Source organism: Chitinophaga sp. Ak27, from assembly GCF_012726295.1.
Classification (GTDB): Bacteria; Bacteroidota; Bacteroidia; order Chitinophagales; family Chitinophagaceae; genus Chitinophaga.
On sequence record NZ_JABAOB010000006.1, the window covers coordinates 201,817 to 227,343 of the forward strand.

At 47.2% G+C, this 25,527-nt stretch carries 23 protein-coding genes; 17 read left to right on the forward strand and 6 right to left on the reverse strand.

Features of this window, described 5'->3' with window-relative positions:
• Positions 1-193 precede the first annotated feature (193 nt).
• The 6 genes from HGH90_RS20535 to HGH90_RS20560 all read left to right on the forward strand — a co-directional run bounded on the left by HGH90_RS20535 (position 194) and on the right by HGH90_RS20560 (position 7,148).
• Positions 194-2,527, forward strand: coding sequence for an ATP-dependent helicase (locus HGH90_RS20535; protein WP_168765202.1), 2,334 nt, complete (start codon positions 194-196; stop codon positions 2,525-2,527).
• 41 nt (positions 2,528-2,568) lie between these two features.
• Entirely contained in the window at positions 2,569-3,027 is a 459-nt protein-coding gene (locus tag HGH90_RS20540) for a regulatory protein RecX (protein WP_169191800.1), read from the forward strand.
• A 65-nt stretch (positions 3,028-3,092) separates the two neighbouring features.
• Complete coding sequence (locus tag HGH90_RS20545) at positions 3,093-3,896, forward strand: amidohydrolase (RefSeq protein WP_168765204.1); 804 nt, start codon at positions 3,093-3,095, stop codon at positions 3,894-3,896.
• A 25-nt stretch (positions 3,897-3,921) separates the two neighbouring features.
• Positions 3,922-4,320 carry a VOC family protein gene (locus HGH90_RS20550; RefSeq protein WP_168765205.1) on the forward strand — a complete coding sequence of 133 codons (399 nt, stop codon included), beginning with the start codon at positions 3,922-3,924 and terminating at the stop codon, positions 4,318-4,320.
• Between the two features lie 10 nt (positions 4,321-4,330).
• Positions 4,331-5,428, forward strand: a complete 1,098-nt coding sequence (gene nagA, locus HGH90_RS20555; RefSeq protein ID WP_168765206.1) for an N-acetylglucosamine-6-phosphate deacetylase — start codon at positions 4,331-4,333, stop codon at positions 5,426-5,428.
• Positions 5,429-5,468: 40 nt separating this feature from the next.
• Positions 5,469-7,148, forward strand: a complete 1,680-nt coding sequence (locus HGH90_RS20560; RefSeq protein ID WP_169191801.1) for an ArnT family glycosyltransferase — start codon at positions 5,469-5,471, stop codon at positions 7,146-7,148.
• 54 nt (positions 7,149-7,202) lie between these two features.
• On the opposite strand, the gene thiL is transcribed toward HGH90_RS20560, so the two are convergent.
• Positions 7,203-8,237: a thiamine-phosphate kinase gene (gene thiL / locus HGH90_RS20565; RefSeq protein WP_168765208.1), complete on the reverse strand. Its 1,035-nt coding sequence runs from the start codon at positions 8,235-8,237 to the stop codon at positions 7,203-7,205.
• Positions 8,237-9,007, reverse strand: coding sequence for an inositol monophosphatase family protein (locus HGH90_RS20570; RefSeq protein WP_168765209.1), 771 nt, complete (start codon positions 9,005-9,007; stop codon positions 8,237-8,239). Before HGH90_RS20570 ends, thiL begins: the two co-directional genes overlap by 1 nt.
• Before the next feature lie 181 nt (positions 9,008-9,188).
• Between HGH90_RS20570 and HGH90_RS20575 the strand changes: the two genes are divergently transcribed.
• A complete protein-coding gene (locus HGH90_RS20575) occupies positions 9,189-10,727 on the forward strand; it encodes a GH3 auxin-responsive promoter family protein (RefSeq protein WP_168765210.1) in 1,539 nt (512 codons plus the stop codon).
• Positions 10,728-10,756: 29 nt separating this feature from the next.
• Positions 10,757-11,395 carry a LysE family translocator gene (locus HGH90_RS20580; RefSeq protein WP_145661194.1) on the forward strand — a complete coding sequence of 213 codons (639 nt, stop codon included), beginning with the start codon at positions 10,757-10,759 and terminating at the stop codon, positions 11,393-11,395.
• A 66-nt stretch (positions 11,396-11,461) separates the two neighbouring features.
• On the opposite strand, the gene HGH90_RS20585 is transcribed toward HGH90_RS20580, so the two are convergent.
• Complete coding sequence (locus HGH90_RS20585; protein WP_169191802.1) at positions 11,462-12,502, reverse strand: 2-oxoacid:ferredoxin oxidoreductase subunit beta; 1,041 nt, start codon at positions 12,500-12,502, stop codon at positions 11,462-11,464.
• Positions 12,503-12,563: 61 nt separating this feature from the next.
• Entirely contained in the window at positions 12,564-12,908 is a 345-nt protein-coding gene (locus tag HGH90_RS20590) for a carboxymuconolactone decarboxylase family protein (RefSeq protein ID WP_145661188.1), read from the reverse strand.
• Between the two features lie 236 nt (positions 12,909-13,144).
• On the opposite strand from HGH90_RS20590, the gene HGH90_RS20595 reads away from it, so the two are divergent.
• The gene (locus HGH90_RS20595; protein ID WP_169191803.1) at positions 13,145-15,331 is read left to right on the forward strand and encodes a transferrin receptor-like dimerization domain-containing protein; all 2,187 of its coding nucleotides are present in this window, start codon (positions 13,145-13,147) and stop codon (positions 15,329-15,331) included.
• A gap of 19 nt (positions 15,332-15,350) precedes the next feature.
• Here HGH90_RS20595 and HGH90_RS20600 read toward each other — a convergent pair whose 3' ends face one another.
• Positions 15,351-17,087 carry an N-acetylmuramoyl-L-alanine amidase gene (locus HGH90_RS20600; RefSeq protein WP_169191804.1) on the reverse strand — a complete coding sequence of 579 codons (1,737 nt, stop codon included), beginning with the start codon at positions 17,085-17,087 and terminating at the stop codon, positions 15,351-15,353.
• A gap of 120 nt (positions 17,088-17,207) precedes the next feature.
• Positions 17,208-19,001 carry an acyl-CoA dehydrogenase family protein gene (locus HGH90_RS20605; RefSeq protein WP_169191805.1) on the reverse strand — a complete coding sequence of 598 codons (1,794 nt, stop codon included), beginning with the start codon at positions 18,999-19,001 and terminating at the stop codon, positions 17,208-17,210.
• Positions 19,002-19,253: 252 nt separating this feature from the next.
• On the opposite strand from HGH90_RS20605, the gene HGH90_RS20610 reads away from it, so the two are divergent.
• The 8 genes from HGH90_RS20610 to HGH90_RS20645 all read left to right on the forward strand — a co-directional run bounded on the left by HGH90_RS20610 (position 19,254) and on the right by HGH90_RS20645 (position 25,496).
• The gene (locus HGH90_RS20610) at positions 19,254-20,030 is read left to right on the forward strand and encodes an alpha/beta hydrolase (protein WP_168765215.1); all 777 of its coding nucleotides are present in this window, start codon (positions 19,254-19,256) and stop codon (positions 20,028-20,030) included.
• Positions 20,031-20,035: 5 nt separating this feature from the next.
• Positions 20,036-21,178 carry a glycosyltransferase gene (locus HGH90_RS20615; RefSeq protein ID WP_168765216.1) on the forward strand — a complete coding sequence of 381 codons (1,143 nt, stop codon included), beginning with the start codon at positions 20,036-20,038 and terminating at the stop codon, positions 21,176-21,178.
• A gap of 21 nt (positions 21,179-21,199) precedes the next feature.
• Positions 21,200-22,318: an ABC transporter permease gene (locus tag HGH90_RS20620; RefSeq protein WP_168765217.1), complete on the forward strand. Its 1,119-nt coding sequence runs from the start codon at positions 21,200-21,202 to the stop codon at positions 22,316-22,318.
• Positions 22,319-22,367: 49 nt separating this feature from the next.
• A complete protein-coding gene (locus HGH90_RS20625; RefSeq protein ID WP_168765218.1) occupies positions 22,368-22,799 on the forward strand; it encodes a hypothetical protein in 432 nt (143 codons plus the stop codon).
• Positions 22,800-22,873: 74 nt separating this feature from the next.
• On the forward strand, positions 22,874-23,989 hold the full coding sequence (locus tag HGH90_RS20630) for a glycosyltransferase (RefSeq protein ID WP_168765219.1): 1,116 nt from the start codon (positions 22,874-22,876) through the stop codon (positions 23,987-23,989).
• A 52-nt stretch (positions 23,990-24,041) separates the two neighbouring features.
• Complete coding sequence (gene gldC / locus HGH90_RS20635; RefSeq protein WP_168765220.1) at positions 24,042-24,389, forward strand: gliding motility protein GldC; 348 nt, start codon at positions 24,042-24,044, stop codon at positions 24,387-24,389.
• Positions 24,390-24,407: 18 nt separating this feature from the next.
• Positions 24,408-24,860: a GatB/YqeY domain-containing protein gene (locus HGH90_RS20640; RefSeq protein ID WP_168765221.1), complete on the forward strand. Its 453-nt coding sequence runs from the start codon at positions 24,408-24,410 to the stop codon at positions 24,858-24,860.
• A 93-nt stretch (positions 24,861-24,953) separates the two neighbouring features.
• Complete coding sequence (locus HGH90_RS20645) at positions 24,954-25,496, forward strand: CvpA family protein (RefSeq protein WP_168765222.1); 543 nt, start codon at positions 24,954-24,956, stop codon at positions 25,494-25,496.
• Positions 25,497-25,527 lie beyond the last annotated feature (31 nt).

Genomic DNA, 25,527 nt, shown 5'->3' on the forward strand with positions numbered 1-25,527 from the left:
TATTGACCTATAACGGTCGCCAGGGAACAGCGAAGAACAAATAACGGATTGTTCTTCGCTGTTTTTGTAAAAAGTTAACATTGATACGCGAAAACCCCACTTGTCAGTTTATTCCTTAGCTCCTTTTTCGTACTTTTACACCCTTCTGAAATACATATCTTTCTACATATATAAAATATAAACAGCAGTCGTGATGAAGGCAAACTATTTAGACGAGCTTAACGAGCAACAGCGGGAAGCAGTAATACATATCAACGGCCCTTTGATGATTGTAGCAGGCGCCGGTTCGGGAAAAACCAAGGTGCTTACCACCCGGATTGCACACCTGATGCGGAATGGAGTGGATGCGTTTAATATTTTGTCACTCACCTTTACCAATAAAGCTGCCCGCGAGATGAAAGAGCGTGTGGAAAAGATTTTAGGCGGCAGCGAAGCCCGTAATCTTTACATCGGTACCTTTCACTCGGTATTTGCCCGCCTCCTGCGTGGAGAAGCTCACCGGCTTGGTTATCCCAGCGATTTTACCATTTACGATACCGACGATGCCAAAAGCGTGATCAAAACAATTATCAACGAGCTAAATCTCGATGATAAACACTATAAACCCAGCTTCGTTTACAACCGTATTTCCGCTGCCAAAAACAGCCTCATGGCGCCGGAAGAATACCTCATGGACAACCTGGTGCAAACCGAAGATATGCGCGCCAACCGGCCCCTGATAGGTAAAATTTACGATATGTACGCCAAACGTACTTTCAAGAATGGTGCGATGGACTTTGACGACCTGCTGTTTAAAATGTATGTACTGCTTAAATCCTTTCCGGAAGTACTGCATAAATACCAGCATAAGTTTAAATATATCATGATCGACGAGTACCAGGATACTAACCCTGCACAGTATGAAATCATCAAATTACTGGGTGCTGTCAATGAAAATATTTGTGTGGTGGGAGATGATGCCCAAAGTATCTACTCCTTCCGCGGCGCTACCATTCAGAATATCCTCCAGTTTGAAAAAGACTATGACGATGTGAAAGTGGTAAAACTGGAACAGAATTACCGCAGTACCAAGTCCATACTGAATGTGGCCAATGAAGTGATTGCCCACAATAAAGGACAAATTGAGAAAAATCTCTGGACTGATAACACGGAAGGCGATACCATTAAACTGGTACGCACCATGACAGATAACGAAGAAGGTAAATTTGTGGCAGATACCATCGCAGAACAAAAGTTGCGGAATCATTACGACAACCGCGATTTTGTAATCCTGTACCGTACCAACGCCCAGAGCCGTTCTTTCGAGGAAAGCTTACGCCGGAAAGCCATTCCATACCGCATTTTCGGAGGCCTTTCTTTCTACCAGCGTAAAGAAATTAAGGATTTTGTGGCCTATCTCCGCATTACCATGAATACCCGTGATGAGGAAAGTTTGAAGCGGGTAATTAATTACCCGGTACGTGGAATAGGTAAAACAACGATCGAAAAAACCATTGTGCTGAGTAATGAGCACAACATTACCATGTGGGAAGTGCTGGAAAGAGCCCGTGAATTTGGATTCAAAGGCGGTACAGTGGAGGCTATTGAGGCTTTTGTGGTGATGATTAAGAGCTTCCAGGCATTGCTGACCACACATAATGCCTATGATGTGGCGGTGGCTGTGGGCAAATCGACCAACCTGGTAAAAGAACTCTTTAACGATAAAACTACGGAGGGGCTTGCCCGTTATGAAAACGTGCAGGAACTCCTGAACTCCATCAAGGAATTTACTGAAACTCCCGATGAGGAAGGCGAGCTGCTGGATAAGAGCATGGGCTCCTACTTGCAGCAAATTACCCTGCTGACCGATGCAGATCAGGGTAATGATGAAGACAGCGATGTAGTAAAACTGATGACCATTCACGCTGCCAAAGGGCTGGAGTTCCCGGTAGTGTTTACCGTAGGACTGGAAGAAACCCTGTTTCCCAGTGGGATGTCTATCAACACCCGCGAGGAACTGGAAGAGGAAAGGCGTTTGTTTTATGTAGCTATCACCCGCGCTAAGGCGCGTTTGTGGCTTACTTATGCCAACAGCCGTTACCGCTTCGGTAACCTGGTGCAAAATGAGCCTAGCCGCTTCCTGGAAGAGATGCCGGAGAAATTTATAGACCGCAGCTATGCCGGCGGAGGTAGTGTACGTAATGCTTTTGGCGGAGGTAACACTTCCGGTTGGAGCAATAGCGGCAATATGTTTGACCGCATGCAACGGAAAACACCTGGACAGCAGCAACAGCAGCCAGTACAGAAGCCAGCGCCCAAGCCTACTTTTTCCGGAGCTACTACCCATGTACCTTCGGCCGATTTTGCTCCAGATGACCCGGCGGGTATGGTGCCCGGTATGCAGGTAGAGCACCAGAAGTTCGGCTTTGGTACCATCACCGCTATGGAAGGCGCGCCGAACAACAGGATTGCTACGATCCTGTTCCCTAAAGGAGGTGGCGAAAAGAAAATAATGCTGAATTATGCCAAGCTGAGAATTGTGAAATAGCGGCGTACGGCAGGTGAACTACATTTAAAGCTAACAGCTACATGCTATCAGCCATATTAAAACTCAGGCAGTTTTGCGCTTACCAGGAGAGAAGCCACCAGGAAACCAGGTATAAGTGCCTCGAGCTGGGCTTAAGGGGGGAGGAAGTAGAAGAAGCCATTGCAGAACTGGTGGCCGAAAACTTCCTCAACGAAGAGCGGTTTGCCAGGGCCTATGCTGGCGGAAAGTTTCGCATCAAGCAGTGGGGCCGGAAGAAAATCCAGATGGAGCTAAAACAGAAGCAGGTATCGGCCTATTGCATTAAGAAAGGAATGGAGGAGATAGATCCGGATGATTATGCCGCCGTATTGTTAAAGCTGGCGGATAAGAAATACCAGTCGCTCCGCAATGAAACAGCCATGAAGCGCCGGTATAAAACAATGCAATACCTCTTGCAAAGAGGGTTCGAATCGGAGTTAATCCAGGAGGCACTTGAACAAATCGCAAAGAACGACGCTTAACAGGGCAATAATTTGAAAAGTTTCTAACTGGCCACGACTTAATTTTGTGATCACAATAACCGATAATGTCAGATCTGAAAGTAACACTTATACAGTCGCAATTGCACTGGGAAGATAGGGAAGCCAACTTGCGCATGTTTGATGAAAAAATCAACAGCATTACCGAAAGGACGGAAGTGGTTTTTTTACCGGAAATGTTTAGCACCGGGTTCAGTATGAAGTCCGCGCAGCTTGCTGAAACGATGGACGGAACTGCTGTTCAGTGGATGAAACGAAAGGCGGCTGAGAAGAATATTATCATTACTGGTAGTTTAATTATCGAAGAACAAGGCGAATATCTGAACCGCCTGATCTGGATGTTGCCCAACGGTACCTATGGTACCTATGATAAGCGTCACCTGTTTGGATATGCAGGTGAAAATGAACATTATACTCCCGGCAACAAGCGCCTGATTGCACAGGTAAAGGGATGGAAAATTAACCTGAATATCTGTTATGATATGCGTTTCCCGGTATGGGCCCGCAATACAATACAAGCCGATACCAATGAAGCGGCTTACGACCTGCTGGTATATGTTGCTAACTGGCCGGAAAGGCGTAAAACAGCCTGGACCACCCTGTTACAAGCAAGAGCTATTGAAAATCAATGCTTTGCCATCGGTGTAAACCGGGTAGGTAATGATGGGAACAATATCTATCACAGTGGAGAAACCAGCCTGATAGATCCAATGGGAGAAATTATTTACCGCAAATCGCACGATGAAGATGTATTTACGTATACGCTTCAACGTGAGCGGCTGGATGAAGTGAGGAAAAATATCCCCTTCCTGAAAGACGCAGACGCATTCACGATTTTACCGAAAGGATAACCTAGCCGCGGCTAAAATAAAACATATGTTATTACAGGCAGTCCATCACATCGCTATTATCTGTGCTGATTACAACCGTAGTAAAGTCTTTTATACCGATGTGCTGGGCCTGCAGGTAATCCGGGAAGTATACCGGGAAGAACGGGACTCCTGGAAGCTGGATCTGGCACTGGGTAACCAGTACATTATCGAATTATTTTCGTTCCCGAACCCTCCCCCGCGGGTAAGTCGCCCGGAGGCTTGTGGTCTGCGACACCTGGCCTTTGCCGTGGCAGATATTACTGTTGCAGTACAACAACTACTACAAAAGGGGGTGACTACAGAACCCGTCCGCATTGACCCGCATACCCAACAACGTTTTACATTTTTTACAGACCCTGATGGGCTGCCTTTAGAGTTATATGAAGTTGTTTCACACCTGTAAATGATATTGTATGTCTGTTACCTTCGTCAACGCCAGGATCTTTACTGGTGAAGAAATACTGGATAATCACGTACTGACCACCCACCAGGGAAAGATAACAACCATAGTGCCTGCAGCGGAATACCAGGTTAGCGGCCATGAAACGGACTTACAGGGGGCTTTGCTGGCGCCGGCATTCATTGACTTACAGATATATGGCGGAAATGGAGAGGTGTTTTCCATGTACCCGTCCATCGCGTCGCTCGCTGGTACCGTGGCTTATAGCCGCGCTGGTGGCGCCGCATGGCTTATGCCAACAGTTGCTACTATTGGTCCCGAAATCATGCTGGAGGCCATGAGAGCGGTAAGGGCCTATTGGCAGCAGGGGGGAACGGGTGTGTTGGGACTGCACCTGGAAGGACCATTTATTAACCCGGCCAAGAAAGGCGCCCACCTGGAACAATATATTCATCCGCCTACCCAGGAAGACATCAACTGGATCCTGGATAACGGACGGGATGTAGTGAAGATCATTACCCTTGCGCCCGAATGCTGTGATCCGGAGCTGGTGAGACAGCTTGAGGCGGCAGGTATCGTAGTATTTGCAGGACACAGCAATGCTACTTACAACCAGGCCTATACCGCTTTCAATAATGGTATCCATCATGCTACCCACCTTTTTAATGCCATGTCGCCGATGGAAAGCCGGGCTCCGGGAATAGTAGGTGCTATTTACGATCATCCCCAGGTATGCGCCAGCATTGTGGCTGATGGTATACATGTGGATTTTGCATCTATCCGCATCAGCAAAAAGATGATGAAGGAGCGCTTATTCCTGATTACCGATGCGGTAGAAGAGAATAGGGCTGGTGGCTACATATATATCCGGGAGAAGGATCGTTTTGTAAGTGCTACCGGGGTGCTGTCAGGCTCCTGTTTGACAATGACCCAGGCCGTGCGTAACTGTGTAGAGAAGGTAGGCATTCCGCTGGAAGAAGCCCTGAGAATGGGGTCGCTGTACCCGGCACGGGCAATAGGCCGGGAACAGGAGCTTGGACGCATTGCCGTAGGCTATGATGCGGCGCTGGTAGCCATCCACTCAAATTGGAGTACAACAGTATACTGTTAATAGCCCTATCTTCGCAGGATTAATCATACTGTATATCCACATGAGTGCACTACCTCAGTTTTTTAAAAAAGACCAGTATAAAAATCTGTTCCTGCTTTCCTGGCTGATCTTAGGCTTGTTACAGGCCTGCTTCTCGGAGCTGTGGGATGATGAGGCATACTATTGGGTGTATTCACGCCACCTGGATTGGGGGTATTTTGATCACCCGCCTATGATTGCGTTACTCATCAAGATAGGCTACGGCATCTTTCATAATGAGTTGGGAGTGAGGTTGTTGATCGCAATCGTCAATACGCTCACGCTGTGGATAACCGCCAGGCTCATTGCTTCAAAGGATAATAAACTGTTTTACCTGCTGATAGGCGCCATGGGCGCAATGCAGATTGGTGGGATACTGGCGGTGCCGGATGTACCATTGATCTTTTTTGCAGCTGTTTACTTCTGGGTATACCGTAATTTTGTGAATGAACAAACCTGGAAGAATACCCTGTTGCTGGGCGTTTCCATGGCATTGATGTTTTATAGTAAGTACCATGGCGTGTTACTGGTGTTTTTTACCTTCCTATCCAATATCAATCTCATCAAAGTTTTCAAGTTTTATGTGGCAGTGATCATTACAACAATCCTGTTTTTTCCACATATTTACTGGCAGTATACCCATGGCTTCCCGTCCCTGCAATATCACCTGGTAGAACGTAATGCCTCTTCTTATGATATCAGTTATACGCTCGACTACCTGGGAGGGCAATTGTTGTTGTTCGGGCCTTTGCTGGGGTGGCTGATCCTGTATTATGCTTTCCGGAGTCCTATCCAGAACTCATTTGAGCGGGCGCTGAAGTTCTGTGTGATAGGCGTGTTGGCATTTTTCCTGCTCAGCACCTTCAAGGGAAGAGTAGAGGCCAACTGGACGGTGATGCTGTTTACGCCAACGGTGATCCTGGCCCACCAGGCGATTGTAAGAAAGGGCTGGTCACAGAAATGGTTGTTATATACTTTGCCGGTTACGCTGTTGCTGGTATTGGCTACCAGGGTGTACATGATCTGGGACTTTATGCCGGGAGTAGAAATCAGGCCGGAAATCCATCACAACAAAGAATGGACTTCGCAGGTGGCGGCCCGGGCACAGGGGCGCCCGGTAGTTTTTCTGAACAGCTACCAGCTGCCATCTAAATATATGTTTTATACCGGGCAGTTGTCTTATAGCCTCAATAGCCGCTATTCCCGTCGTAGCCAGTATAATTTCTGGGATACAGAAGTACAGTTGTGGGGAAAGCCCGCTATGATAGTATTTGACCCGGGATCAGGCATTCCTGTTACGGATAGTGTGCGTACGATTTATGGCGTGTGGGACTACGATATGGTGCCTGCTTATTATTCTTATTCACTGATACAGTTAAAGCCGGCATTGAAGCAGATCAAGGCAAAGCGGGGAGAGCATATTAATGTGATGTTGCAGCCTAATAATGATTATCATCAGCCCATCCGGTTGGATCGTACCAATGAGCCGGTGTTAGGATATGGCTTTACTACTAAAGACGAAGATTTACCACCGGTTAAATCGGCTATGACGCTTGAAAGGGCGGTGTTGCGCCGCTTAATAAACCTGGAGGTGGTGATGCCGGATAAGCCGGGACATTACCAACTGAAGTTTTCGGTGTTTGCAGGAGATCTGCCTCCTACCCATAATAGTCCCGTGATACCGGTAATAGTAGAGAAATAAACAGATAAGGCACACCAACGGTGCGCCTTATCTGTTTATGGTACTGATGTAAACTTACTGTTTGAAAGCATTCCAACCCTGGGCTACCAACTTGAATTTGTTACCGCCTTTGGTGAGGATATGCGCACCTTCTGAGATATCGGCCATATAGCCTATCACGCTGATTTGCTCGTTAAGTACAATTTTATCGTAATCCTGTTGTTTCATGGTGAACAGCAGTTCATAGTCTTCTCCGCCGCTCAATGCGCAGGCAGTGGGATCGAGGCCAAACTTCATGGCTATTTCCTTGCTTTCCTGGGCAATGGGAATTTTTTCTTCATAGAGCACTACTCCCAGGTTGCTTTGTTTGGCAATATGGAGTATTTCAGAGCTGAGCCCATCGCTTACATCCATCATGGCAGTAGGTATAATTTCTTCCTGCTGAAGGAACTCAATAATATCTTTACGGGCTTCCGGCTTCAGTTGCCGGCCTATAATATAAGTCTGGCCTTCCAGGTCGGGCTTTACGTCGGGGCTTTCGAGGTAAATCTTTTTCTCTCTTTCGAGGAGAGTAAGGCCCAGGTAGGCGGCTCCGAGATCGCCGGTTACGCACAATAAGTCGCCTTTTTGTGCGGTAGATCTTTTTACAAACTGGTCGGGCGTCACTTCTCCGATAGCCGTTACGCTGATAATAAACCCTTTCTGGGAGTTACTCGTGTCGCCCCCTACCAGGTCTACTCCGTATTTTTCGCAGGCGGCGTATACGCCTTCATAGAATTCGTTGAGCGCTTCCAGGGAAAAACGGTTAGAGAAGGCAATGCTAATGGTGATCTGGGTAGGGGTGGCATTCATGGCGTAAATGTCCGACAGGTTTACCACTACCGATTTATAGCCCAGGTGTTTCAGTGGGGTATACATCAGGTCGAAGTGAATGCCTTCTACCAGCATATCCGTGCTGATCACGGTTTGTTTGCCGAAATGATCAATTACGGCGGCATCATCGCCTACACCTAATACGGTGCTGGCATTTTGTATTTCTATGTTCCTGGTGAGGTAGTCTATTAAGCCAAACTCGCCCAGGTCCTGTATTTCAGTTCTTTCCTGTTCCATTATTTTCCGTTAACAAGATCTTGTAATGCACTATGGATATGGCCATTGGTGGCCAGTAATTCTTTTTGATAAGGAGAGTACCGGTTACCGGAGTAGTCGGTTACTTTTCCGCCTGCTTCTTCCACGATCAGGAAGCCTGCAGCGGCGTCCCAGGCTTGCAGGTGATGTTCGTAAAACCCGTCAAACCTGCCACAGGCTACCCAGCAAAGGTCTATGGCTGCGGAGCCCAAACGGCGTACCGGGATCCCTTGTTTAATGATACGTTCAAAAACCACCGCGGGGTTATTGGTGCTTTCTTCCCATTTATAGGGAAAACCGGTCACCAGGCACGACTTTGCCACCTCGCTTTTGGTGGAAACATAAATAGGTTTATTGTTCAGGGTGGCGCCTTTTCCTTTTTCTGCGACAAACAATTCGTTCATGAAGGGGTTATACACTGCGCCCAGTATCATTTCCCCGTCCTGTTCCACACCTATAGATACGCAACAAATCGGGATGCCATTGGCATAGTTGACAGTTCCGTCGATAGGATCAATGATCCATTTAATGGCCGAGCTAGTCTTTATCTCCCCAACTTCTTCACTCAAGATAAAATGATCTGGATAACTTTCCCTGATTGTAGCGATGATGGCTGTTTCAGATTTTTTATCCACCTCTGTTACGAGGTCATTCACGGTACTTTTACTGCTCACCTCGAAAGGACCGTCGAAATATTGTTGCAGTATTTTTCCGCTGGCTTCAGTAGCTTTGAGTAAAGTAGTTTTTAACATGCCGCAAAGGTAATTACGAATTACGAATTATGAATTGCGAATTATAGCCTACATCTTTGTTATATTTTGTATGTATAGACAACTTATTGATAATACATAAACTGTAATTCTAAATTATCAGACCCGTAATATTCAATATTCCACTTATTTTTGTAGTTCATTTTAAAGAGAGGGAAAGTTAATGGCCATCATAGGTAATCTTATTTCCAGGTCACTACGCATCAGGAAGAAGTTCACGTTTAAATTAGGAACACCTCGCCAATACCAGTTGCAGGTGCTGCATCGTTTGCTGGAGAAGGCTAAGGAGACAGAGTTTGGTCGCCACTACCAGTTTCAGGATATTCTGGACAGTCCCAATTTTATAGGACAATACCGTGAAAAGATACCTGTACATAACTATTCCAAAATGCATAAGGAATGGTGGTATCGTTGCCTGGAAGGTGAAGCTAACGTAAGCTGGCCCGAGAAAATTAAATATTTCGCCCTGAGTTCAGGTACCTCAGAATCGGCGAGCAAGCATATACCGGTTACCAAGGCCATGCTGAAAACCGTGAAGAAAGTAGGGGTTAAGCAGCTGTATTCCATGGCTAACTTCAATATACCGCCCCGGTCCTTTGAGAAAGGGATCCTGATGCTGGGGGGAACTACTTCGCTATTCGAGAAGGGCGACTATTACGAGGGGGATATGAGCGGCATCCAGGCCAAAAATATCCCGAAATGGTTCCGACGGTTCTATAAGCCCGGAGGCAAAATATCACGTAAACCCAACTGGGAACAACGTATTAAACTGATCGTACGCAAGGCCCGGGAGTGGGATGTAGGTACCGTTTGCGGCGTACCTGCCTGGGTGCAGATCGTACTGGAAGAAATCATTAAATACCATGGCGTAAAGAATATCCATGAAATATGGCCTAACCTGGCTGTATATATCCATGGAGGGGTATCTTTCGAACCTTACCGTGATAGTTTTCAGAAACTGCTCGGAAAACCCATTGCGTTCATTGAAACGTATATGGCGTCGGAGGGATCTTTCGGGTTCCAGGCTCGTCCCGGTACCCGGGGCATTAAACTGGTGCTGAATGCTGGTATCTTCTTCGAATTCATTCCTTTTAATGAGGAAAATTTTGATGGGGAAGGAGAGGTGAAACCCAATCCTAAATCATACATGGTCAACGAAGTGGTGGAAGATGTGGAATACGCGGTAATGCTGTCGACCTGCGCCGGCGCCTGGCGCTACCTGATTGGAGATGTGGTGAAGTTTACTTCCGTGAAAGAACATGAAATTGTGATTGTAGGCCGTACCAAGCAGTTCCTCAGCCTTTGCGGGGAGCACATGAGTATTGACAACATGAACAAGGCAATAGACAATGTTCAGAAGAAAATGGGTATCACCATCAGGGAGTTTACTGTAGCTGGTTTCCCTTATGAGAACCTGTTTGCACATCGCTGGTATATAGGTACGGATACTCCCGGGGTAGATGCGGGAAAAGTTCGGGAAATCATCGATCAAACGCTCAGCGAAGTGAATGACGATTATGCCGTAGAACGTTCTGCCGCCCTGAAAGAAGTATTTGTAGAAATATTGCCGAATGATGTATTCATCGATTACCTCCGTTGTAAGGGTAAGGAAGGCGCCATGAATAAGTTTCCACGCGTAATGAAAGGTGAGAAACTAAAAGACTGGGAGAAATTCCTGGTTGGTAAAACCGTTAAGAACTAAGTAGCACCTGTGATTCGGAAATTATAAGCATGATAGCATCAATTGTAGCGGGACTGGGACTGGGATTATTTCTTTCTTTATCGGTAGGCCCGGTAATTTTCGCGATTATAAAATACAGTATTAATAATGGCTTTAAGGCAGGTATCAGCTTTGCGCTGGGCGTGTCTTTCAGCGATATCATGTTTGTATTGACCGGCAACCTCGCCGCTTCTTTTATTACCGGTCTGGAAGAATATAAAAGAACGATAGGTACCTGTGGCGGTTTTTTACTGATAGGCATGGGTATCTACGGACTATTGTTCAAGAAGGTGAAAATCAGCACCGGCGATGAAAAACCAGAGATGTTCCGGACCCACGATTATCTCAAAATATGGCTCGCAGGTTTTCTGATGAACACCCTGAACCCGGGAGTGATTATTTTCTGGCTGGGGGTATGTGTTGCCAACAGCGCCACTAGCGTAGGCCACCGGCTCGTGATGTACGCTGTATGTTTAAGCCTGGTGTTATCGGCGGATATCCTTAAAGTATTTGTTTCCGATAAAATCCGTCATAAGCTTACCCTCACCAATGTCGAATGGCTGAACCGCATTGCCGGCGTAAGTATGATCATCTTTGGGGTGGTATTGTTGTATGAGGTGCTGTTTAATGTAGGGAACTTAGGGCATTAATTTTTTTATAAACTAGAAAGCCTTCCGTATTGCACGGAAGGCTTTCTAGTTTATAAGGTAAGGCTATTATGCTTTAATCGTCCAGGTTTCATTGCCAGCCAGCATCTTATCCAGGTCGCCAGGGCCTTTCTTCGCTACGGCGTCGGTCAGCTGGAACTGCATGATGTCTTCATAAGTAGGACGGAAAGCCTGGTAGAATATACCAAACGGCCGCGGTAAGTGTCCTTCGATACGGGTATCATCGAACATGCGAGTGAGCAGCTGCGCCTTATAGAAATCATTTTCATCGTGTATCCACAGATCGCTTTCAGAGAAATCGGTACCCAGCTCTACGACTACCGGTTTCAGACCGTCGAGGCGGATGCCTTTATTTTTGGCAGCTCCAAATACCAGTGGTTTACCTTGTTCTACAAAGATAGTTTCATCTGCCTTGGTGCTTTTTTCAGTGAAGGCTTCGAAAGCACCGTCGTTGAAGATGTTACAGTTCTGGTAGATTTCCAGGAAGGAGGCGCCTTTATGCGCATGGCTGCGTTTCAGCATTTCCTGTAAGTGCTTCGGATCGCGGTCCATACTGCGGGCAATAAAAGTGGCATCTGCACCCAGGGCCAGGGCCAGGGGATTAAACGGATGGTCGATACTACCCATGGGGGTAGATTTGGTCACTTTATTTTCTTCAGAAGTAGGAGAGTACTGTCCTTTTGTTAAGCCATAAATCTGGTTGTTGAACAGCATTACGTTTACATCAAAGTTGCGGCGCAGCAGGTGAATGGTATGGTTACCGCCAATAGAAAGGCCATCGCCATCACCGGTTACAATCCATACGCTCAGTTCCGGGCGGGTAGCTTTCAAACCGGAAGCGATGGCGGTAGCACGGCCATGGATCGAGTGCATACCATAAGTATTCATGTAATACGGAAAACGCGAGGAGCATCCGATACCAGAAACAATTACAATATTTTCGCGGGGAACACCCAGCGTAGGCATAATCGTTTGTACCTGTTTAAGTATAGAGTAGTCGCCGCAGCCAGGGCACCAGCGTACTTCCTGGTCCGTTGCAAAGTCTTTTGCCGTGAGGGCTGCCTGCGGAGCTATAGTTGCTGTTGACATTAGTTTGATTTATATGTATTATTGAGTCTGTAAAGTTACGATAGATACCTGTAAATTAAGGTCACTGGGCCTGTAATTCCTCCCAATATTCTGCCGCCCGGCGGGTATGGGGAATTACAATAGTGCCACCGACAATGTTGGCTACTGCAAAGATTTCATACATCTCGTCTGTGGTAACACCTTGCTCATGTGCTTTTCCGAGGTGATATTTGATGCAATCATCACAACGGAGTACCATAGATGCCACCAATCCCAGCATCTCCTTTGTTTTGGTACTCAGTGCTCCCTCTGCATAAGTATTGGTGTCCAGGTTAAAAAGGCGGTTGATCACTTTATTCTGTTTGCCCAATATTACCTCATTCATTTTAGCGCGGTAGTCGTTAAACTCCTGAATCGCATTCGCCATATAACTGCTGTTTATGATATTATCAAGATCTTTTCACACAATAAAGCTATGAAAGGATTTACAAATATAGATTAATCTACTGACTGAGTAGACTATTTCGCCTATAACCTGTATTTATGGATCATAACCAAAAGTTATGCTGGGGAATATATTCCGTTAAATTAGTCCATAGATATTATAGACTATTCGTATATTCAGCTAATAAACCCTTTTTATCAACAAGCGCCATATTGCTTATGACCAATCATTATATCTGCCTGCTGGCCCTGGCTTTCTGTTGGCCCGGGATTACCCGGGGCCAGGACCAAAGCTCCGCTGGGGGCAACCAGCAACGCCAGCTGGAACAACGTTTCGATAAACAGCTGAACAGCTCCCACATAGGTGAAACGATTCAATCGCTGTCCTCCCAACCACACCATATTGGTTCCGCTAGGGGAAAAGCTGTAGCGGAAGATATCCTGCAACGCTTTAAAAGCTACGGTTGGGATGCAGAAATAGTTACCTACCAGGTACTGTTTCCCACGCCCAAAGAGCGGGTATTGGAACTGAAGAGTCCCACCAGCTATAAAGCCCTGCTGAAAGAACCGGCGCTGAAAGAAGACGCCACCTCCGGGCAGGCCGGCCAGTTACCCACCTACAACGCCTGGAGCGCCGATGGCGACGTGGAGGGGCCGTTGGTATTTGTGAATTATGGTCTTCCGGATGATTATGAATACCTGGAGCGTGCCGGTATCAGCGTAAAGGGTAAAATAGTGATCGCCAAATATGGCCGCTCCTGGCGAGGCAGCAAACCTAAGGTAGCACAGGAACATGGGGCCATTGGCTGTATTATTTACTCCGACCCTAAAGATGATGGGTATTATGCGGGAGATGTTTACCCGAAAGGAGCCTTTAAAAATGAATACGGCGTACAAAGAGGCTCGGTGATGGATATCGTTATTTATCCCGGCGACCCGCTGACCCCCAATATTGGCGCTACTGCCAACGCACAGCGGTTGGACAGGCTCCAGGCCCCTAATCTGCTTAAAATACCAGTATTACCCATCAGTTATCACGATGCTGCACCGCTGCTCAAATCCCTCGAAGGCCCTGTAGCTCCAGAGGAATGGCGGGGTGCATTACCGTTTACCTATCATATCGGCAACGGAAAAGCCCTCGTACACCTGAAGCTGCAATTCGACTGGCAAATACGCCCTTGCCATAATGTAATCGCCAAATTAAAAGGTAGTGAATTGCCCGACCAGTGGGTAATCCGTGGCAACCACCACGATGCCTGGGTAAATGGCGCGGCGGATCCCGTCAGCGGGCTGGCCGCCCTGCTGGAAGAAGCCAGGGCAATAGGAGCGCTGCATCGCGAGGGATATACGCCCCGGCGCACACTGGTGTATTGTGCATGGGATGGCGAAGAGCCAGGGCTGCTGGGCTCCACTGAATGGGTGGAAGACCATGCGGCCGAATTACAGGAAAAAGCAGTGTTATACCTTAACACCGACAACAATGGAAGGGGCTTTTTCAACGCCAGCGGCTCCCATGCACTGGAAACGCTGGTCAACGATGTAGCCCGTGATATCACCGACCCTCAAACCAATGCGAGCATACTGGCCCGCAAGCAGGCAGCAGACGCATTGAAAGCACCGACTGCCAAACTGAAAAAAGAACGGCTGGCAAAAAAGAGCCTGGCCATCGGCGCTATGGGATCGGGGTCTGACTATTCTTCCTTCCTGCAACACCTGGGCATTCCTTCCCTGGATTATGGCTTTGGAGGAGAGGATGCCGGCGGCGAATACCATTCTATCTACGATTCTTACGACGATTACCGCCGGTTTAAAGATCCCGGCTTTCAATATGGCGTCGCTCTCTCCGAAGCTGCCGGCCATACTGTTTTGCGTGTGGCCGACGCCGTTAACCTGCCTTTCGATTTTCGACGGCTGTATGAAACAGTGAACGGATATGTGAATGAGCTTACAGAACTGGCAACCAGTATGCGCGAAACAACGTCCATCGAAAACCAGTTAATCGAAGAGCAGAAATACCAGCTGGTAACAGATACCGCCAAACATCTATTGCCACCATCGCCTAAAGCAGAAGTTCCCTACCTTAATTTTTCAGTCCTGCAAAATGCGCTCGTAGCGCTCGATACCACCACGCAAGCCCTGTCTTCCCGGAAAAGTCATATAGGCCCCGCCTATGACAAAGCGTTGTACCAGGCGGAACAACAGCTCTTATACGGCAAAGGATTGCCTGCCCGCAGCTGGTATAAACATACTTTGTATGCTCCCGGCTTTTATACAGGGTATGGAGTAAAAACAATTCCAGGTGTAAGAGAAGCGATTGAACAGCGGCGGTGGACAGAAGCCCAGGAACAAATTTTCATCGTGGCAGCGGCTCTCAACCGACTTACTGCACACTTAAATGGATTATAGCTTTTATGCAGCAGTGGCCTTACCGGCTAACCGCTGCTTCTTTCAGATAATCCTTTACCCCATCCACAATTTTGGTAACAATGAATTGCTGAAATGCCGGTTGTAATATCTTTTCCTCATCGCCCGGGTTGCTGATAAATAACGTTTCAATCAGCGCATCGGGGAACTCTGTAGGATTATTGAGGATGAAATTAAAGTTGTCGTTATTCCCGAAATCATTTAGGCCAGTTTGTAGCAAACGCTCATGGATAGCCGCATTGAGTGGCTCACAGAAAGGCTGTTTGTAGTAAGTAGCCGTACCATACACATCCACAGGGTTTACAGAAGAGTTGAAATGAATGCTCAATAGCAGGTCAGGATTAGCCCGGCGGAAAAAAGACAGCCGGTCTTCATTGGCCACAAACTTTTCAGTAGTGCGCGACATGATCACTGTGGCGCCTTCTCTTTCCAGCAGATTTTTGAGCTGTAGCGCAATTACCAGGGTCATTTGCTTTTCTACCGCGCCGGTTAGCCCGGTAGCGCCGGGATTACTTCCGCCATGGCCGGGATCTAACCCAATCACCAGGTTTTTCAATGAGAGGTTGGCCGGTACACGTTTAACCTTTACTGTTATACGATTATTTTCATAGTATATCTGGTATCCCCAGGGTGCATGTTGCAGGGATATAACCATACGGCACACATCGTGGGAAGGCTGGCCCCAGGCAACGGAAGTAATTTCTTTCGTGTTCTGCAACAGCGTGCTTAATCCTTTTTCGGCATAAGCGCCATGTATGTCTACAATAATTTTTTTGGAAGACACGAGCTGGGTGGTGGTATAGGGTAGTTTGTCAGACAAGGCCACGGAAACATAATCATATTTATCGTCTCCCCATATTTTGGCATCGTCTGCAATGCTCACGGAGAGCTGTTCCTGGGGAATTTCAGTATCTACCAGGGGCTCGGGGATAAAGGCCGTTTGTTTGGAAGACAGCCTTACTTTGTTATAATCGCCCTGCCTGCCTACAATATGCAGCAATACGTCTTTATCGAGATAGCCAATTTTATCGGGTCCCAGGCGATCGCCATGCGGACTGGAAGTGAGGTAGGTCATGTTATCGATGGTGCGGCCGGTGAAGGGCAGCTCATTGCGCATAACGCGGTAGTGGTTGGGACTGGCCAGTACCGCTGTTTCGCCATTGCGTTTACGCAGGTGCACCATTATTTTTCCGTTCAGTAGCGAGTCACCGGGTTGTATGATATAGGTGCCGGTGTAGTAACCCGCCACACCGCCGGTTTGCGAGGTTGGCATTTCCCTGAGCGGGCTGTCATTAAACCAGCTGGCTGTTTCGCCGGGGTATCCCTTCATTTTTATCCGCAGGGTATCGCCCTCCATTAGGTCCAGGTTACCAGAAGGAGATATATCTATATAGTCTATACGAAAAATGCTGGTAGCAACGGGTGCTGGTGGCGTGCTGTAATAGAACACTACATTTTTAGTATAGGTTTCACCGTTAGGGGCTGTAGTGGTAACGGAAAAACTGTTACGCCCGGTAGATAGTTCATATTTGGCGGCAAAGGTACCGGTGGAGTATACGTGTACTGAATCATTATTGATAGTGACGGTACAACCCACGCAGGTGCGGCCGGCGATAAATTGTTTTGCCGTGTTCACATTATTCTGATCCCTTGACGGCTGGCTAAGACGCAGAGTAGCCTGGCTGCTGGCTAAGAAGGGGATACAAAGTGCAATAAAAATTGGAGGAAAAAACTTCAACGATAGCATAATAACCTGTCATCAATATCTATGAAAGAGTGTAAAGATAAGCAGGAGAGGGGAATAGGAGAAAAGCTTTTAGCTGCCAGGGTTGCTAACAGCTAAAAGCTTTATATGTTATTAGAAGCTGTATTTATTGTCGGCAATCAGTTTATCCGCAATTCTTCTGCGGGCATCTTTTGCGTTAAATGGTTCCGCTTTGGTAAAGCGTTTGAGACCTAACAGCATCATGCGTTGTTCGTCGCCTTCGGCGAAGGCGTTGATAGCATCCTTACCGGATTTGTTGATACGGTCTGCTGCATCGTAAATGAAGGTGCGAACAATATCAGTCTGGAAAGAAGCGGCGGCTTCGCCTTTGCTGCCGGTGAGTTTAATTAAGCGGAGTAAGGCGCTTTCTGCCACAAACGTTTCGATGGCCATATCAGCAATGTCCATGAGGATTTCCTGTTCATTTTCCAGTTTCATCATCAGTTTCTGCGCAGCGGCGCCGGCAGCCATGAGGATGGCTTTCTTGAAATTGGAGATCATCTTCTTTTCCTTGCTGAAGGCCGTTTCATCATCGCTCCCAAAATCAGGTATACTCATCAGCTCTTTCATCACATTCATGGCTGGTGTCATCAGGTCAAGCTTCCCCTTCATGGCACGTTTCAGGGTCATGTCGAGTGTAAGCAGCCGGTTGATTTCATTAGTACCTTCAAAAATGCGGTTGATACGGGAATCGCGGTAAGCTTTTGAGATGATATATTCATCGCTAAAGCCGTTGCCACCGTGAATTTGTACGCCTTCATCCACTACGAAGTCCAGCACTTCGGAACCGTTTACCTTGAGGATGGCGCATTCTACTGCGTATTCTTCAGCGGCGCCCAGCAGCGCTTCATTAAAAGGTTTGCCGGCGGCCAGCAGTTCTTTTTCTTTCTCGTCTATCAGTTGAGCAGTGCGAAACAGGGCCGATTCGGAAGTCCAGGTACGTATAGCCATTTCCGCGAGTTTATGCTTGATAGCGCCGAAGTTGGCGATCGGTTGTTTAAACTGGGTGCGGGTATTTGCGTATTGTACGGAAGTATTGATACATTTTTTGGCGGCGCCCAGCGCAGCGGCGCATAGCTTCAGACGGCCAATGTTGAGGATGTTGAAGGCAATCAGGTGACCTTTACCTATTACACCCAGCACATTTTCTGCCGGTACTTTGGCATCCTGGAAATAGATCTGGCGGGTAGAAGAACCCTTGATCCCCATTTTATGTTCTTCAGCGCCCAGGGTAAATCCGGGTGTGCCTTTTTCAACAATAAATGCAGTGAATTTGTCGCCATCAATTTTGGCAAATACTGTAAACACGTCTGCAAAACCGGAGTTGGTGATCCAGCTTTTCTGGCCATTCAGTACATAGAATTTGCCGTCTTCTGTGAGCTTGGCGGTAGTTTTAGCACCAAGGGCATCGGAGCCGGAATCTGGCTCCGTAAGGGCATAAGCTCCCTTCATTTCACCAGTGGCCAGCTTGGGAATATATTTTTCTTTTTGTTCGTTGGTACCAAAATAGAGGATCGGTAAGGAACCAATACCTGTATGTGCAGCCATGGCAACAGAAAAGGAGTGTCCGGCGCCGAGTCCTTCGTTGATGATCGTAGCGGTTACAAAATCTTTACCCAGTCCGCCATATTCTTCCGGGAAGGAAGCTCCCAGCAAGCCTTGTTCACCCGCTTTTTCCAGCAGCGATTGCATCAAACCTTCTTCCTGTTTATCCAGGCGTTCTACAATCGGGGTTACCTCCTTGCTGATGAACTGGTCTGCCATGTCTTTGATCATCAGCTGTTCTTCTGAAAAGTCTTCCGGGGTAAAAACATCCTCCGGAGCGCTTTCCTTTACCAGGAATTCTGCGCCTTTCAGCGCAGTCTTATTTTCAACTGTTGCGTCCATGTTACTGAATTTTTGGTAGTTCTGTAATTTACTGAAAAAAGCATAAAGCTGCGTGGGTTTTGATCTGGTTTAGCTAAACACGCTGATGCTGTTTTTTCACTGAATTTAAACCAATTCGCCTACTGAAACCTGCATTGGTTTATTTTTAACAAAAAATAAACTGGCAGAAAGTCAATCAGTGGCTAACTTTCTCCTTTGCGCTTTATTCACTATCATTGTCCCCCTTTTATGTCTGATTTTTATCTCTCATATTTGAAAAGCCAGTTTCACGGTACCTGTGAGGGTACGGGAGGAGCGTTATTGATATGCTTACATGGCTTTGGGGAAAGCGCCGCACACTTTCAGCCGCTCACAGCTACGCTGGGACAGCGTTTTACTATCGTAGCGCTGGACATGCCACTGCACGGCAGCACGGTGTGGCGCGAAGAGAGAGCTTTCGAAAAGGAAGACCTGGTAGCCATTGTGCTTATGGTATTGCAACAACAGGGAAAAGACAGGTTTTCCCTGATAGGATATAGTATGGGTGGCCGGCTATCACTTTGCCTGGTAGAAAAGATGGCGGCCAGGATAGATTACCTGGTATTAGCTGCTGCAGACGGTTTGCGAAACAATCCATGGCATATGTTTGTTACACAAACCGGTGTAGGCAACCGGATATTCAAATATAATACCTACCATCCCCGTTTATTCTTTATGCTGCTGTATACCTGGCGTAAATTGGGTCTGCTGAATCAGAGTGTATATAAGTTTGCATTGCACCGGATGAATGAACAATCGAAAAGAGCATTGGTATACAATGTATGGACCAACTTACGGCATATGATGCCGGACAAAAAGAAGTGTAAACAATTATTATCTCAATATAACGTTTTAACGCTGTTGATCTTCGGAAAATATGATCGCGTTATTCCTCCTGTATTGGGTACCCGCTTTGCGGATGGTTCATTTCCCTCTAAAATATTGGTATTAGACAAAGGGCATCAGCTGATATCCGCGCAGCTGGGCCTTATCATCAATGAAAATCTTTAACCTGGATGCAGTTTTTTGTAATTATATTGATTGTGCTGTCGCTTGGCTATGGTGTACTAATGCTGTGGTATAGCCTGGGTTGGAAGCGGTTGAAGAAATTTTCCACTGTAGGGCAAGGGGCCGGCCATACTGCCGTAACGGTTATTATTCCCGCCCGGAATGAAGCCGCTAACCTACCGGCTTTGCTGGAAGCGCTCCGGCGCCAAACTTATCCAACCACTTTACTGGAGGTGATTATTATCGATGATTTTTCTACAGATAATACTGCCGATATTATCCGGCATTTCCCGGCAGATAATATTCACTTGCTGGAACTGAGACAATACCTGGATGAAGAACAGCGATTGAATTCCTATAAAAAGAAAGCTATTGAAATCGCCATCGCCAAAGCCAGTGGAGATCTTATTGTTACCACGGATGCTGATTGTGTGATGGGACCGCGCTGGATTGAAACGATGGTACAATTCTATGAACATCATCTCCCCAAATTTATAGCGGCACCGGTTAGCTTCTACAAAGAGCATAATTTCTTTAAACGCTTGCAATCGCTCGATTTTATGACCATGCAAGGCATTACCGGAGCTGCCGCGCAATTAGCCTCTGGTACTATGTGTAATGGGGCTAACCTGGCCTATGAGAGGAAAACATTTCATGAAGTGGGCGGTTTCGCCGGAATTGACAACATTGCTTCCGGTGATGATATGTTGCTGATGTACAAGATATACAGTGCTTATCCCGATAGCGTAAGATACCTGAAAAATGAAGATGCCATTGTACGCACCCTCGCTGTAGATACGTTGAAGGATTTTATGAATCAACGTATCCGTTGGTCGTCCAAAGCCGATAAATACGAAGACAAACGACTTACCTGGGTATTGTTGCTGGTATACCTGTTTAACCTGGGCCTGTTGATTATGGGAGTGATGGTCTTATTTTTCCCGGTATGGTGGCCCTGGTTCCTGATCGTGTTATTGTTTAAAATAACGCTCGAGCTGTATTTCCTGTTACCCGTAGCAAAATTTTTCAACAAAACGGAATTGTTACTATGGTTTATTCCCGGTCAGGTGTTTCATATTCCTTATATTGTTGTTGCCGGCTGGCTGGGTAAGTTTGGCAGCTATCAGTGGAAAGGCCGCACGGTTAACTAAATACATCGTCTTTTATCAAGTATGCAATCTTCCTGGAAACGATTATACCGTAATAAGGGGGCAGTGGCCGGTTTGCTGGTAATTGCCCTGTCGGTGCTCATCAGTGTGCTGGCTTATGCTTTGGCGCCGGACAACACGCCGGATGCCAATAGAATGATCCTGGAAATAGAGGGGCAACACCCAGGATTCCGGATTACCATGCTGGCCGTGAAGAAAGATAGGCCGGTGGCCGCAGTACCTTTATGGGAGCGGCTTTTATACGGGCAGGAACCGGATATGACCTGGATTCCGCTGCGTTCCTGGCAATTTAAAGACAGCGCGATTGTTATACAACGTTATGTAGATGAATCTACCGGCAGGGAAGAAGTATATCCGCTTACTACTGTACTATACGGCAAACCTGTTGCTACGGCGTCGTTGGCGGAGTTGCAGCAGGAAGTCCGGAAGACGCGGATTTTTACCGCTACTTATTGGCTGGGTACGGATAAGTTTGGCCGGGATATTTTAAGCCGGCTGTTGGTGGGTACCCGGGTGAGCCTGGGAGTAGGATGTATTGCCGTGGTTATTTCCCTGAGCATAGGCGTGTTACTGGGCGCTGTAGCCGGTTATTTTAAGGGCCGTACCGATGATGTGGTGATGTGGCTGGTAAATGTAGTATGGTCGATGCCTACGTTGCTGTTGGTGTTTGCACTTACCCTGGCGTTGGGCAAGGGCTTCTGGCAGGTATTCATTGCGGTGGGGCTAACGATGTGGGTGGGCGTGGCCCGCATTATCCGCGGACAGGTGCTGGCTATCCGGGAGCTGGAGTATGTAGAAGCCGCAAGGGCGCTGGGATATAGCCATGTCCGGATCATTGTAAAACACATATTACCTAATATCCTTGGGCCGGTGATGGTAGTAGCAGCAGGTAACTTTGCAACGGCGATCGTGGTAGAAGCGGGACTTAGCTTCCTGGGCGTGGGCGTACAGCCTCCGCAACCTTCCTGGGGATTGATGATAAAGGAAAACTATAACTTTATTATTACCCATAATCCCTTGCTGGCCCTGGCGCCAGGCATTGCTATCATGTTACTGGTACTGGCTTTCAATCTGTTGGGGAACGGTTTACGCGATGCTATGGATGTACGAAGTAAAATTTGATTTGCATGTAAAAAAAAACTAATTTCAGAGTCCCATATATACTTGAAATATGCTATTGAAAAACTGTTTCCCTGTATTATTAGCTTTTGTTGTGCTGACTTTCGTCTCCTGTAAAAAGAAGAAGAGTGATAATCCTGCTCCCAATGTACAGGAGGAAACACTGGCGTTTACCCTCCCAGACATACAACTGGGCAAGTATAATATGGCGATGGACAGCAGTTATGCCCTGAAAGTAAATGTCACTTCCAAAATGCCGGATGCCGGCATAAAGGTGATGTTGAGCGTGGCTACAGAAACCGGTAGCATTCCTTTGTCACAGGATCCGGTGCCGGACACTAAAACGCCGCAATTTACCATCAACCTGCGTCATTTGAAGCCATTGAAGACTTACGAGGTAACGGTGTGGCTGTCTTCCCTGGGCAACACCGCCAACGTAACTACCCACCAGGTATTTTATATTACCAATAAGTCGGATCAATAGCGGGAATCCCGAAATCCTGCTTCCCGAATCTAAAATTGTGTAGGTTTGCATGCTCGCAGACAAAGGATTCGTTTATGCAAATTGCTGTTAATGCCGCTTGTTTAAGACAGGACATGCCTGCCGATACCGGAAGGGTGGCTGCTGATATCATACTGGCGATGTGCCGGCAACAACCGGGACATCAATTCACCTTCTATTTTGATGGGGAGATTCCGCAAGGGTTGTCGCTGCCCGCCAATGTAACCACTGTGATATTGCCCCGTAAAGGCAATAAGTCCTGGCATTACTACTGGTGGCTGGAATGGCAGCTGGTGAAGGCTATGAAATCTTCCCGGCCGGATTTTTACCTGGGATTAGACGGAACGCTGCCTTTGCGTAGTAAAGTCCCCGCCGGCTTGCTGGTCAGGGACCTGTCGTTTCTGAAAGAAGCGGGGCTACAGCCGGAAGTACAGCAGCGGTCGCTCAAAAACAATATGCGCCAATATCTCGCACAAGCGAGGTGTGTAGGTGTAGTATCAGCTACTACCAATGAGGAAGTAGTGCGATATGCCCCTGGGGTAACGGACAGACTGGTGACCCTGGATATAGGTTTGAGCGATGCCTACCGGCCGCTGGAATGGGAGCAGCGGGAGGCGGTAAAGAAAGAATTTGCCGGAGGAGCAGAGTATTTCCTGGTAACAGGAAGCGTGCATCCCCGGAATAATATAATGCCTGTGCTAAAAGCATTTTCAGCTTTGAAGAAGCGGCAGCGGAGTAATATAAAATTGGTACTGGCAGGGAGTATTACACCGGCCGGCGCAGATATTGCCGCTTCCTTGCAGAGCTATAAATTCCGCCAGGATGTGGTTTGCCTGGAAGCAGCCGATGAGGCTACGCTGGCCCGGCTAACAGGCGCCGCTTATGCACTCGTATATCCGTCGAGGTTTGAGGGATTGGCTTTACCCATTTATGCGGCACAGCGCTGCGAGGTGCCTGTGATTGCCCTGGATAGTGCGGCGGCCCGGGAAGCAGGCGGGGATGCGGTATTATATGCTGATCCGGCCAGCCTGGACGATTTGTCCGAAAAAATGAGTCTCTTATACAAAGATGAGCAGCTGAGGAGCCGGTTGCTCTCAAAAACGCCGCCAGTGAAGCTTTCTTCCGGCTGGGAACAGGCGGCTTTGCAGTGGTGGAAGTGCCTGACCAGATAGGAGTTTCTCAAAATCACCAAGGATGGCTATTTTTGCGCTTTAATTGATAGACATGAGTACAATATCTACTATAAAGATCCAGGTAGGACTGGACGATCAGAAGGTGCCGGAATCAATAGCCTGGAGTGCTACCGACAATAAGGATGATAAATTAATGAAGGCCAAGGGGATGATCGTATCCTTCTGGGACCCGGCAGAAAGAGCTGCCCTGCGTATAGACTTGTGGACGAAAGATATGATGGTAGATGAAATGGCTGACTTCTTCTTTCAGACAATGATGACCATGGCAGATACCTATGCAAGGGCTACGCCTTATAAAGATCAGGCCGATGAAATGCGTGCTTTTGCAAAGGATTTCTTTAAGAAATTCCAGGAAAAGCAGGCTGCTGAAGGACAATAATCCATTAAACCTAACCATATGTCATTAGAATTAGATATCAACGCAGGCATTAAGGCTGCGATGCTGGGTAAAAAAGAAGCAGAATTGCGCGCCCTGCGTGCTATTAAAGCGGCCATCCTGGTGGCTAAAACCGCAGAAGGAGCCAGTGCTGAGTTGACAGAAGCCGATGAAAGCAAATTGCTGCAGAAGCTGGCCAAGCAAAGAAAGGACTCCCTCGAAATTTTCAGGGCCCAGAACCGCGAAGACCTGGCTGTAAAAGAGCAGGAAGAGCTGGAAGTGATTGAGCGTTTTCTTCCTAAACAGATGAGCGAGGCCGAATTACGTACGGCCATTACTGATATTATTACCTCCACTGGCGCCAGTTCCCCTGCTGATATGGGAAAAGTAATGGGCGTTGCTACCAAACAACTGGCCGGTAAAGCCGATGGAAAGGCTATTTCCGCGCTGGTAAAGGAACTGCTGAGCAAGTAGTAGGGCCAGATTTATAAATATTGGAATTTTTCGCCGGGGGAGTTTTTCTCCCGTCAAAAAATTCCAACATTTGTAAATACCCATATTTCTAACATGTCTATAGATATTATTTTTGCTATTATCATGGTGTTTGCCATTTACCGGGGCTACACGCGTGGGTTAATAGTAGCAGTGTTTTCGTTGGTGGCAGTGATGCTGGGGTTGGCAGCAGCCCTCAAATTATCGGCTGTTACTGCATTGTATGTACAGCAGCATTGGGATATGCATTCCCGTTGGATACCAGTCATTTGCTTCGTCGGTTTGTTCCTCGGGGTGATACTACTGGTCCGGTTGGGAGCCGGCATATTGCAGAAGCTGGTGGAAATGGTGATGCTAGGTTGGCTGAATAAATTGGGGGGAATACTATTGTATAGCGTTATATTTATAATAATTTATAGTGTAGTGTTGTGGATGGCCAACCAGGTATATTGGTTAAGCCCTGAAACGAAGCTACAGTCGGTAGTATATCCTTATATTGAGAACGTCGGCCCGTGGGTGTTAGATCATATCGGAGGAGTGATACCGGTTTTTAAGAATATGTTCTCTCAGTTGCAGACATTTTTCGAGCAGGCAGCGCAGCATATTCAACATGGTTAACTTGTTCCGGGGGTTTTTAGATTAATAAAAA